The organism is Nostoc sp. C117, assembly GCF_043099735.1.
Lineage (GTDB): Bacteria > Cyanobacteriota > Cyanobacteriia > Cyanobacteriales > Nostocaceae > Nostoc.
This window is the reverse complement of record NZ_CP170991.1, coordinates 6925744-6938726: the sequence shown is the minus strand read 5'-3', so window position 1 is coordinate 6938726 and position 12983 is coordinate 6925744. Positions and strand designations below refer to the sequence as shown.

Genomic DNA, 12983 nt, shown 5'->3' with positions numbered 1-12983 from the left:
ATAGTAATCCTATTTAAGTTGTAAGATTTTGTTTTTAACGAGCGACAAAAATAATTCCCATCCAGTCAAATCAAAATCAAAATAATTCATAATTATAAATTATTTTGATTTTGATAATATTTATGCCCTGCCATAGCCATCGCTAAAAATCCCCAAAGAATCATACCTGCGACGCTTAACATGCCGCTACCAATAATTAGTTGTGTCGCAGAGCTAATACCAATGGCACGGGCAGCACTGATAAAACTATCAAAACGACCTTCACCATATTGGCTAACACTAATAATTAACAATATTAATCCACCCATATAAAAGATTGCTCCAAACCAACCAAGGGTGAAAAACATATCTAAAATACCACTGTCAATTACTACTACTTCAATTTGACCAGTTTTTTCATTAACTTTCCAGATATTTCCTAACCCATTTCCTAGACCATTAGAAAGAGCTAGACTCAGGTTTTTGTCATAACTCCCGGATCTATCTTTAAAACTGGTATCATCTTGAAGATTGGAAAAAGTTTCTAACCGAGCTGCGACAATCCCAGAAATTGGCTCGATTGTTGTCAATGGCACAACACAAATTGCCATCACCAAAATTATGGTAACTAAGCGCATTTGAATTCTGGCTTTGACTGAACCAATAATCATAATTATTCCCAATAACCAGCCTCCCCAATTAGTCCGCGCTTGTGTCAATAAAAAGGATAAATAACCAACGGCTGAAGCGGGAAAAATTAAATTTCCAGAACTAGTAAATAACAACAGCAAGCCAGCTTGCATAACTGAACCAAAAGGACCGACTGAGTGCAATGTACTCCAAACCCGCATACCAAAAGGTACAGGGTTTCCAGAACTCATGAATAGTTTTGATTGTATAAGCCAATACCTATCCCATTCAGGAGCTACAACAAATTGATAGACACCATAAGTCCCTAAAATCAAGACAGACCAAAGGAATGTTCGCTGAATATTTTGGCGATAGCTGGGATAATCTCGCCAGTTTATAAATAGGTGAAAAGCGAAGATTATGGGACTGAGCCAATCTAATAAACCGCGTGCTACAGGAATTGGTGGATTATAAATTAGACCGATTAAGAAGCCGTAAAAGACTCCGATAAAAGCCAAAACAAATGCTAAACCTCCTTGGCGAGAGGCGCGAGGAAAGTGTCGGAAAAAAGTTGCTATGGTGACAAACACCACTAAATAAGGTGCTATGAGCATTTGGCGGGTAGCATCCCAGCCAACTCGATAGTCAACTAAGCGGGTAGCTAAGGGTGTGAGAAACCAAATCCACCAAGTAAAGCTGATGTAGAGAATGGGATGGCGTAAGTATAAAAAGACCGCTACTACTAAAGCTATTACCGGATAAACTAGACGCAATAATGCAGCCGCACCAGCAAAATAGCAAACCACAGTTAATAATATGAAGCCTCCGATCGCCATCCATCCTTGTAGCGATCGCTCTTCAGGAGAATAGTTTTCTTCTGAAAAACTATTAAAAAGTATCTGTCTAGAATTCATTCAATTTTAGATTTACACATAAATAAATTTGGCAGCTTGCAATAAATTCAAATTTCCTTAATTTTGAGTTTTGAGTTTTGAATTTTGAATTCTTGATATCCTTGCCAACGCCCCCGCCAAGATGCTAACAGCTTTTTACTTGCCAACTGTCCTTGGCTGGGCAAAAATCTCAACCATTGTACTAAGCCCAAACTGTCACATGTTCCAACTAAGATTGCCCAGAATAAAAATACAATTCGGCGGATAAATGACAAATGTTCTAACAAAACTAAGGTTTCATTATGAACTAAATTAATAAAGGCAACTTCATTAAAGTTATTTCGTTGATCTTCATCAAAACGTTGTGCTGGATAGTGATCTACAGCAACATTTGGATCGTAAATTATCTTCCAACCAGCTCGCTTTAATGCCAGGGTGAATGACATTTCAAAGTGTACCTGCGCTCCTGTCCCCCGCATTCGCTCGTCAAAGCGCAATTGTCCGATGGCCTCTTTACGAAAACTCATGTTTACGCCTTTGAGAACATCGACCTCACGAGCTTCTCCTACTCCGAGATGATGGTTACCAATCACACGCCCAAACCACTGCAACTGTCCGACAACTAAGCGCGATTCGTCTTCTAATTTACTGCCGTGATGTACCCAATCACGCCCCCCAAGACCGCCAAGGCGACTATCAGAGGTAAAATGAGCGGCGATGCGCTCTAACCAATCAGGATGAGGTGCAGCATCATCATCAGTAATAGAAACAATATCGCCCTCCACCGCAGCCAGTCCGGCGTTCAAGGCTGCGACTACCCCCGATTGTGTAACTTTCACGGGTTGTAGTGGTAGGTTATCGGCTTTAAATTGGGCGAGAAATTCCCACGTTTGTGCATCCGTATCGCGGACAACCACTATCACCTGAGCGACGGGTTTAGTTTGCTTCTGTAGCGCCAAAAGGCAGCGTGATAGGTCTTGTGGACGGCGATAAGTTGGTATGAGAACGGTGTTCCGCATTCTTGCTTAACTCCTCGAATAGATCCACATAAGTTTTTGCCATAGTACTCCAGCTGTGTTGTTCTGCCACAGAACGAGCAGCTTCACCCATTTGCTGCATCCGCTGCGCGTCTAAAGACATCAGCGCCATTGCCAAAGCATCGATATCATCTGAGTCTGATAAAACGATGCCACATTCTGGTGTCACCAACTCTGCGCCACCGGTAGCTGCGGCAGTAATTACTGGCAATCCTGAAGAAAGTGCTTCTAACAATACGAGGCTACAAGCTTCATATCGGGAAGGAAAAATAAATAAATCTACCGCTCGCATAATTTCGGGGATATCACGGCGAAATCCCACAAAATGAACGCGTTGATTTAACCCCAAAGATGCTGCCATTTGGGGAAAAGGACTACCTTCGGTATGACCAACGACGACCAAATGTAAATCGGGAACTTTCGCTAGGGCGTGCAGCACTGTATCCAAGTTCTTTCTTGGTGTGCGGATATCTCCGGCGAACAGTGCTAGGGTGACATTTTCTTTTTCTGGTAAACCTAACTTTTGGCGTAGGCGTAGCCCGCCGCAGGCATCGCTAGGTTGGGATATGCCTACGCTTTTACCAGGAGCAAATTCTTCTAGATCTACACCATTGACAATTACCTGAATCCCAGAACGGGGTACACCAATGTTGACTAATTCCTGGGCGACCTTTTCGGATACTGCTACAACAACCTTAGCTCTTTGAAAAGCTTGTTTTTCGCGACGGGCATTAAAAGCCGTAAATAGCCACTGGTACAAGCCATATAAGTCTCGGCGGTTGCGGGAAATGTGAACTGGCGATCGCAACCATGAACTGTGGACAAAATGTACAGCATTCACATCAGCCGCAGCCAGATTAATCGCACCATTGATTTTAACTAAATCAATCTCAGAGCGATGTTGACGCAACCAATTTGCACTTTTTTGGGAAAAGATGAAATTACGCACAAATTCCGTGGGATAGCCTTCGACTGGAATTGCAACCCAATCAACTTGACTATTGTGTTCTAATTCTGGTGCAATTTCACTTGCTAATAATATTAGTTGATGACCACGACGAATTGCTTCTTGAGCAACTTCGTAGTTTACCCGGCCTTGACCATCGCCTTTTTTGATTTTATGGGTAACAATACAAAGTTTCATACACTACTTTTTTGAAGGATAAAATTTCACACAGAGACGCAGAGGCGCAGAAAAAGACTTAAAAAATAATCTTCTTTCTTTCCCTTTGCGCTCTTTGCGTCCTTCTCCCTTGGCGTTAGCCTCTCCCTTTGGGAGAAGGGGAGACGCTAACGCGTAGCTTGCTTCCCCAGAGGGGTATGCGGTTCGTTTAAACAAATAACTTCCGATTACTTGATTATTTCGATGCTCCTATTAACTTATTTCCTAAAAAATGCGGAGTGAAACTCAGAGTAAGCGCCGCTAAAGTTCGGACATTAAATTTTTGTTTTTTCAGCGCTCGCCAAAAATAAGGACGTGCTGCTGCTATCTGTTCACTTCGTAGTAAACCAATTCCCAATGTGGTATTAGCTTCCAACCATTTTTGTTGAAAGTGTGTTCTAAATTGTTGTAGACGAACATCTTCGAGAAAGGCTTGATAACAAAACATTTCGCTTTTAGCCTTGCGAATTTTTGCCTGTACATCTCGGCTACCACTGAGCATAGTATCAGTTTGTTCATGGGCACGATATCGCGTTAATCTTTCTGGATAATAATAAGCACCACGACCAGATATACAGCAAAGGTAGGTTAAATATAAATCCCACATTCCACCAACTTCTGAGGGAATACTATCCCAATCAACAAAGTTATTACGAATTACACAAGATGCAGCAGTGGGTATACTTTTATCTATTAACCCAATTTTATAGAAAGTTTTATGAATTCCTGGTGTTAGTTTGTCTCGCTTATAACCGCGTGTATTTGCTTCAGTACCAATATTATTAATTATACCATTTGCATCTATGATATATTGGTCACAAAAAGCGAGAACTAACTCAGGGTTTGCTTCTAAGGGTGGTACTAACTTTGTGAGAAAGTCTTCATTCCACATATCATCGTCATGAAGGCTAGCAACATATTTACCTTGCGCCATTTTGAACGCATGCTGCTGATTAGGAAGCATACCCACGTTTTGCTCGTGTCGCCAAAATCTAATGCGTGAATCACCAAAAGATGCAACAATAGCTTGGGTATTTTGTGGACTACAATTATCAGAAACAATAATTTCAATATTTTGATAAGTTTGTTTAACAGCGCTAGCGATCGCTTGCTTAAGATATTCAGGTCGATTATAAGTAGGGATAATAACGCTGACTAATGGTTGTTGATACAATGACATAATTTTTCTCTGCTGATTTTTCTAAGTAAGAATAATTATTTAGATTGAGGGATACTATATATTTTTTCCCTGTGATAATCAAACTCAGCTATTGTTTCTGCATAAATTTTTTGCAGATTTTTAACATGAGTATCCATTGTGAATTCTTTCATCAATAAAGCATGACCTTGTTCGCCCATATGTCGGCTTTTTTGATAATCTTTAGACAAATCATTAATGGCATCAGCCATTTTTTGAATATCATTGCCTGGAACAAGAATACCCGTTTCTCCATCTCGTAAATGCTCTGGAATCCCTCCTACTGCACTACCAATTACAGGTCGATAACGAGCATAAGCTTCAAGAGTCACAAGACCGGCAGGTTCAGGCCAAACACTGGGGAAAATAACTGCAAAACACTGTTGATAAAGTTGATTAATTTGATGGCGATCGCACCAACCATGCCAAGTGATTCGGTTATTCAATTTGAGCGTATTTGCTAACTTTTCTAACCGTGGTCGTTCCCAACCTTCACCAGCAATATCAAGTTTAATTTGTGGGTCTGTATGTATTAATGTTTTAATCAACCATTCCAAACCTTTATCAGAAACAATCCGACCAACAAACAAAATTCTCTGATTTTGGTGAACTTCTAAACTTAGAGGTGCAGTTGGTGTTTGGGGTAGAGAAATACCACAATGTACTGTTACAGTTTTCTCAGATGATATGCCATTTTTAATTAACTGTTGACGCACATATTCACTATTAGCAATAAAAGTAACTTTTCTCTTTTTTAAAACATTTAAAAACTGTTGAGTGGTTTGAAGCTCTTTGACAGTTTTTAGTGGTCTACGGGTACCACATTTGTCTACTAGTTTACCCCAGGTACATCCTAAATAAGAGAAGTTGCGATCGCAGATTGTGCGCTGTCCGGCTAAATACTTTGTACCGCTAGGGCAATACAGCCCATGATTATGGACACTGAAGACTGTAGGACATTCACCTGTAAGCTGCAATAATAGGTCTGGGCTGTGGATGTGGAGTAATCTAAACTGACTTTGGTCAACACCCTTAAGCGATTTGATCACGCGATCGCTAACATTAGGTGGACGATGGTCAAATAGAGAACCTAAATAGGTTTCAACACCCCCGCCTTCACCTACCTCAAAATTAGAGCATTGATAAATCAGGTTTTTTTCAACAAGTTGACTGTGCAATTGTTTCTCGTTTTGCTTGAGATTATTGATTGAGTTAGGCATTAATCACCAGTTATTTTCACGTAATTATCCATTATAATGCTCATATAAATAGATGCTGAAACTCATAATTTTATATGCCAGCATTAAACCAAAACTTGTGTCTGACATCACTAACATAATGTCTAAGAGCATTTTTTTTACTTGCAAATTTATCTGGATAGATGAACTGATCTTCTACATTGAGAACATATTTTTTTGAGCAGAGAGGTACACCATGATTGTGATGCATTGTCAAATGAACAATTGTTTGTTCAGTAAAATAAGAAGGAGTTTCTTGAAGATTCGCTAAACGTTCAATAGCAAAAGTCCAGTCAAGTTCATGCCTAAATACGATAAATCCACCATTTACTGGATTTAACCTCTCAGAATCATCATAAATAATTCGCTCATCTAGTGAGCTAGAACAATCAGGTAGATAAAGAGAGTATTTATTGTCCGATTTACTCAAATTACCTAAGTCAATTCCACCGGGAAAAAATAAAATATCTGAATCAGTGTAAATCGTAGTACCATTAACAGGAATTGACATTAGTGCCGATAATTTTTTGCCCATTGGATGTAGTTGGGCATAATCAAGAACACATTGAGGTAAATCAGTTCTCACGAACTTTTGTAAAGGTATTACCTCAACGCAAGGATGGATGCGACAGAGTAAATTACAACTAGAATCCGTGTAACTACCATCAGAAACTACAGTGAATGTATCTGGAATGCCAACATGACGAATGAATGAGCGAATACTTGCAACTTGTTCTGGCAAATCGCGTTCACATGATAAAGCATAAACACTTATCGAAACTTTCCGACTTTGTTTGATGGGGATGCTGACAATCTGAGAAATCGCTGCTTTATATACAGAGCGATTAAATTTACCATGCATTTTAGCAGTGTGATATCCTATATTTACCATTTATTTTTCCTCGTTCAAACTATAAATAATCGGATAGGAGAATTAATTCGTAATTATTCAATTACGAATTACGAACTTGTACTGAGTTTCGACTACGCTCAACTACCGCGAAGCCGTTCGCGCAGCGTCTCCGACAGGAGAAGGGAGCCGAAGTATTACGAACTTGTACTGAGTTTCGACTATGCTCAACTACCGCGTAGCCGTTGGCGCAGCCTCTCGTAGAGAAGTATTAAGAATTATAGTATTGCATCTGGTGATATTCCCAAAGCTTGCCTTGGCGTCCCAGTAATTCTTGATATTTCCCTTGTTCTACTATCCGCCCTGCTTCTAGAACTACGACTTTATCGGCTTTAGCAATAGTAGAAAGACGGTGAGCGATCGCAATTACTGTTCTACCAACAGATAGCTTTTCTAATGAATCTTGAATTAACCTTTCTGATAAAGAATCTAAAGCGCTGGTTGCTTCATCCAAAATCAAAATTTCTGGGTTCCGTAGCAAAGCCCGCGCAATCGCAATTCGCTGTCTTTGTCCTCCAGATAATCTAACACCCCGATCTCCTAATTGGGTATTAAAACCTTCGGGCATTTCTAAAATAAATTCGAGTGCATTTGCTAGTTGAGCAGCTTCTTGAATTTCATCATTTGTGGCGTCTGGAGTCCCATAAGCAATATTCTGCCAAACATTAGTATTGAAGATAAAAGTATCTTGACTAACCACAGCTATTTTGCGACGTAGGGAATTAATTTCAAACAGCCGCACATCAACTTCATCGATGTAAACATTTCCCTCTGTAGCATTGTAAAATCGCGGAATTAAATCAGCAAGGGTTGTTTTACCAGCACCAGAGGCTCCAACTAATGCTGTCATTTTTCCCTTTTCAATGGTTAGGGTAATATTATGCAGCACTAGATTTTCATCATCGTAGCCAAAATCTACACACACTAAATTTATTGATGTTTGTAACCCATTAAACTTAATTCTGCCATTCTGAAAATAATTTTTCTTCTCACTTTTTAACAGATTTTTAATGTTGTCTGCTGAACCATGTAAAGTACTGAGAAATGCTCTTGTGCCATTAATATCTTGAACGAATGGAATAAAACGAAATAGCACAAAGAAGAATGTTAGTAAAGAAGCAACTTGTAGAGTTCCATTACTAACTAGACTAGTGAATGCTAAAATAATCATTCCTACTAATACTGTAGTAGCTACGCCTTCAGCAATTGGCTTAACAAGTGTCCAAGTGAATACAACTTTAGTTGTACTACTTACTATTTTGTCACTAGCTTTATAGTAACGTTGGCGTTCAAATTCTTGAGTACCACAAGAGTGAACAGTGCGAATGCCATTAATAAATTCTACGGCTGTTGATGTAAAATTAGCGTTAGCATTTGTTAGACCAAAACTTGATTCTCTGACCCTAGCATTTAGATTGGATAATCCTACACCCAAAAGTGTAAATAGTAATGCTGAAATCAAAGTTAGTTGCCATGATATCAAAAACATTGATATTAAATAGACAACAGTTGTTAGTCCTCTAGTAAACAAAAATGCTCCGCCACTAAAACCCTGTCTTATTCTTTCAATTTCTGTGGTAATTGTGTTAATTAGTTCGCCAGAGCGAGTTTTAGAAAAGTAACTTAGCGATAAAGATTGTAACTGTTCAAAAATTTGCTTGCGTAAGCGATCGCCAAGATGAAGTTGAGATAATTCAATATAGACTTGCGAAAAATAATTGAAGGCAACACGTAACCAAGTACTCAATAAAATCAGCAAAGATATGCGATATAGACGATTAAGTGCAGATGTCTTAGCTCCTAAAATCCAAATATCAAACCATTCTATTCCGGTCTGGACAGGTTGAGCATTTGGAGTAGTCAAACTTTGCAAAAAAGAAAGTAAAAAACCAATACTGATACCTTCAAATGTCGCTGCCAAAATCGAGAATACCAGAGCTAAGATTGCAATTTTGCGAAAGTGTTTAAATTCCTGCAATATCAAATAGTTTTCTTTCCAAAAGCTGGTAGCTTTAAACACATTACGGAGTGATTGAGTAAGTTTCAAGAGCATTGATTGTTCTAATAATAATTTGGCATCTAAAAAGTGAAGAGTTAGGAGAGACGCAATTAATCACGTCTGTAAAAGAGTCAGAATTCTAGATTCTGAATTCTAACTCCTGAATCATGACAATGAAACTATCAATTAGCGTACAGATAAATTTCTGAATTCTGAATTATGTTAGCGTAGGGGGGCGTAGCCCATTCTGAATTCTTCTTCAACTAGTTGTCCTTGTGAACTGAGTTCTATTGCATCCGTCAAAGTCCAAGAACGAGATCCCATCAAACTAATATCACCTCGCAGCACATTAAATAACAGTGACAGATTATCGAGATTGTATTTATGCATCCAAGCTGCTAGCGGTATGATGTTGTGCTTTGCAGTTCTAGAAAACTTAATTGCTCGAAAAAGTCTACCTCTTTCTCCAACATGCCATTCATGGCAAAAAACTGACTCTGGCGAGTAAATTTGCATCAATACAATCAATACTAGGATAACTGGACTGAGTAATAGCAGCAACACTAAAGCAATCATCCAATCAATTACTCGCTGTAACAATCTGAAAGTTTGGTTACCTTGTTTTGGCAATTTATTACTAACAGGTATGCGTAGAAATATTGGTTTATCAGCTTGTTCACACGCATCAGCCCAAAACTGTAGTAAACCTTCACCTAATTTTGGATCTATGCTAACCAAACTTACAGGAGAACGTTTTAAGCATTCTACTAGCGATCGCTCACTATTTAATAAAGGTAAATATGGTAATTTCACTTGGCCAGGTGACTTCACCAACAGTTTACCCCGTCGCCACTGGAGTGTGCAGTACCCAGAATGATTATCTCGGTGTGGCTGGGTTAGATCATAGAAATTCTCTAGAGTTGGAATTATTGAACTTGTCATATGTCTTTGGGTTTATACAAGAGTGAATTGCTGAGGCGTTATCAGAGGCTATGAATGCCAAAGACCCAAATTTTGTTGTTAATCCAAAAAGTTGGAGATAATTGAAAACTAATTCGTAATTATGTTTGAAATGGAGATTTAAACCCTAGCTGAAAGAAATTTATAGGTAGAGTCGGGTCTAAAACCTGATGCTGAATTACGAGCAACGTTATTATCAAGATTCATGGGTAATTGGTATTTTTCCGGAAACTACTGACAGTAGAGAAATGTAGAGGGAAATTACTTATAAATCTATATCTACGTTTAATTGTACTGAAGTGTTATTTGTGTCGAGAGATTTAACAAAACGAGTTCACTCTTGTCTTCTAAGTTTTCGTAAGTCCTTTAATCTCTAGAATATAAGAGTCCGTAGAAATAGCGATCGCTTAAATAATTTCTTTATTCACTCTTTAAATGGTTAGTATTTTTTATCGAAAGCCATAAAGATAGCATAAATATACTTAATTTTTCCTGATAGTAACAAATTGAAATTTTTACCCAAAAAAAGTAGGGTAGCACAGCTGTGCCACCCCAAATTTTCTTGCTCAGTTAAAAAGATATGTGGATTTAGATCCCCCATTTCTTGAAGAAGTGGGGGATCTAGGCCAACGCGCACAATGCACCGACTAATCAATGCCCAATAAATCTATTTTTCTACAGCCTGGCGCAGGGCTAACTGTTGTTGTTTGATATAAGGTACGTAATTACTGCTAGAGTTTGATACCCCGTTAGCTACAACCCCAATCAGGTTTAACTTGCTCAGCATGGCTGTAGCTTGAGTCAGGTGGCTTCGTGTCACAATACCGATACTTGCCACCATAACAACACTACGACAAGATGATGCGGTGAGCATGGCATCTACCATACCGAGGACTGGCGAAGCATCTATGAGTACCAAATCATAGTTCTCTTCAAATGCTGCCATCAGTTGCATCATCCGAGGAGAACTCAACAGATTAGCTGGATCGGCAGGTTTGGGACCAGCAGTCAAAATATCGATATAGGCTGAGCCTGAGTATTGAATACTAATCTGGTTGGGTAGAGTTGCATCGCTAGCCAGTAGAGTTGAAAGCCCTTGTTCATTAGGAAGATTCAGCTGTTCGTGCAGACTGGGATCGCGTAAATTGGCATCAATCAGCAGTACCCTTTTATGTAAACGAGCAGCACTCATTGCCAAACCCAATGCTAAAGCTGATTTACCCTCATCTGCCAAAGCCGAGGTTACCATCAAAGATTTTAAATTAGAAACAGTATTTAAAAGTTCAATGTTCTTGTAAATCAAATCCAGCGATTCCCAACGCGGTGGAGATTGCAATACTTGAATTGTCCAAGGAGCGAGAACTTCTGGCTTGCCAAAAGGCAACTTAATCATTGATTCTTTTGGTTTAGCTGGCGGTAATTTGGGAGTTATTCCCAACAATGGTAGGGGTATTTGTTTCTCTAATTCAGCAGTGGTATGGACTGCATCATCAACTGATTCTCGAATAAAGGCAGCAATACCTCCTAACATAAACCCAACCACTGCACCTAACAGCAAATTTTGCTGAAGATTAGGACCTAATTGTCCACCTTTTTGAGGTTCTTCTACAACTTCCCAATTAAATCCACCTTTAGAAAGTTCTTGCCGCAATTGCTGTTCTGCTCTTAAAAGTTGCTCTAATCTTTCACGACTAAATTGCAACTGTGGTAGCATCCGATTGTAGTAAGATAATAGAGGCGGAAAGCGTTTGATTTCAAAACGCAATTCGTTTTCTTTCTGAGCTAAAGTTTGATCGCGGGCACTTAAAGCAACTATGGTTGTTTGGGTTTCTACTAACTGACCAGCAAGACTGAGATCAATTTGACCAAGCTGTCCTTTTTCTAAGAGAGAATCTGTAGAAGTGAATGCACTAGCAGAACGTCCACCTAAAGTTCTTCCTACCTCTTGTTGCAATAATTCTTTCTGGCTCTGAAGCTGTTCTTTGAGCTTTTGGACGCTGGGAGTTTGATCGGTAAAACGTAAGCGTTCTTGTGCTAGTGCTAGTTCGGTTTTTTGGATTTCATTAAGTAAGCTTTGATAGCGAACAGATTGACTCAAACGAGAAGCTACTAAGGCATTTTGTGGAGAACGATTAAGTTGTTCTTCTAAAGATTTTTGGCGTGCTAAAGCCTCGCCATATTGAGAACGAGTTGTCTGACGTTCTTGGGCAATATTATTTAAAGCGGTCTCAATTGCTTTGGCTTGTGATTCTGGATCGATTAAATTTTGGTTTCTACGAAATCTTTGTAAATTTGTCTCACCTGCTTTTACTTCTTCACTGGCTTTACTTAACTGTTCCCTGATAATTTGCAGACCCTTTTGTAAACGGGAATCCTGTTGTTCTTTGTTGTATTCAAGATAAACTTGGCGAATTGCAGCCAGAACTTTTTGTGTTTTATCTGGATCTCCAGCAGTGTATTCAACTTGAAATATTTTAGTTGCAACATTATCTTCTTTGCTTCTTAATTGAGTTAAGACCAAAGAACCTTTAATCTCGCCTGCGGTGATGTCTGGATAATCAGACTGAAGTTTATCAACTGCTTTTTGGATAAGTCCTGAACTTTGCATCAAGTTAAGCTGAGTTGCAGTATCTATAACAACGTTAGAATCGGTAAATTGATTGTCTAACCCAGCACCTTCTGTCTTACCTTGATAGTTAGGTTCTACTAGCAGTTGCATGGAACTTTTATAAGTTGGCTTGGTCTTTAAAGTTACCATACTTGCAATCGCAAGAGAGCTAATAAAGACTACTAAAAACCAAGGGAATCTTCGTATAAATACGGTAAAAATTTGTCCATAGCTTGGTTCAGTTTCAGAAGCTGGAGTTATATGAGGATTTAGACTCGTTTGAACCACTTTTATTATCCTTGTCTTCGAGACTTACGCTAAGAGATACTCCGAAGAATACCTATTTTTTTAACTAACTTTCTTCATATA

At 39.0% G+C, this 12983-nt stretch carries 9 protein-coding genes; all 9 read right to left on the bottom strand.

Annotation, left to right across the window (positions count from 1 at the left end):
- Positions 1 to 92 precede the first annotated feature (92 nt).
- The 9 genes from ACFG4S_RS29710 to ACFG4S_RS29670 all read right to left on the bottom strand — a co-directional run bounded on the left by ACFG4S_RS29710 (position 93) and on the right by ACFG4S_RS29670 (position 12902).
- A complete protein-coding gene (locus ACFG4S_RS29710) occupies positions 93 to 1523 on the bottom strand; it encodes an O-antigen ligase domain-containing protein (RefSeq protein WP_392532482.1) in 1431 nt (476 codons plus the stop codon).
- A 47-nt stretch (positions 1524 to 1570) separates the two neighbouring features.
- Complete coding sequence (locus ACFG4S_RS29705; protein ID WP_392532481.1) at positions 1571 to 2521, bottom strand: glycosyltransferase family 2 protein; 951 nt, start codon at positions 2519 to 2521, stop codon at positions 1571 to 1573.
- On the bottom strand, positions 2439 to 3683 hold the full coding sequence (locus ACFG4S_RS29700; RefSeq protein WP_392532480.1) for a glycosyltransferase family 4 protein: 1245 nt from the start codon (positions 3681 to 3683) through the stop codon (positions 2439 to 2441). Before ACFG4S_RS29700 ends, ACFG4S_RS29705 begins: the two co-directional genes overlap by 83 nt.
- 214 nt (positions 3684 to 3897) lie before the next feature.
- Positions 3898 to 4881, bottom strand: coding sequence for a glycosyltransferase family 2 protein (locus tag ACFG4S_RS29695; RefSeq protein ID WP_392532479.1), 984 nt, complete (start codon positions 4879 to 4881; stop codon positions 3898 to 3900).
- A gap of 35 nt (positions 4882 to 4916) precedes the next feature.
- Positions 4917 to 6119, bottom strand: coding sequence for a glycosyltransferase family 4 protein (locus ACFG4S_RS29690; protein ID WP_392532478.1), 1203 nt, complete (start codon positions 6117 to 6119; stop codon positions 4917 to 4919).
- Positions 6120 to 6189: 70 nt separating this feature from the next.
- Positions 6190 to 7029, bottom strand: coding sequence for a hypothetical protein (locus ACFG4S_RS29685; protein WP_392532477.1), 840 nt, complete (start codon positions 7027 to 7029; stop codon positions 6190 to 6192).
- Positions 7030 to 7258: 229 nt separating this feature from the next.
- Positions 7259 to 9100, bottom strand: a complete 1842-nt coding sequence (hepA, locus tag ACFG4S_RS29680; protein ID WP_392532476.1) for a heterocyst formation ABC transporter subunit HepA — start codon at positions 9098 to 9100, stop codon at positions 7259 to 7261.
- Between the two features lie 168 nt (positions 9101 to 9268).
- A complete protein-coding gene (gene hepC / locus ACFG4S_RS29675) occupies positions 9269 to 9988 on the bottom strand; it encodes a heterocyst development glycosyltransferase HepC (protein WP_392532475.1) in 720 nt (239 codons plus the stop codon).
- 685 nt (positions 9989 to 10673) lie between these two features.
- Positions 10674 to 12902: a GumC family protein gene (locus ACFG4S_RS29670; protein ID WP_392532474.1), complete on the bottom strand. Its 2229-nt coding sequence runs from the start codon at positions 12900 to 12902 to the stop codon at positions 10674 to 10676.
- Between the last annotated feature and the right edge of the window lie 81 nt (positions 12903 to 12983).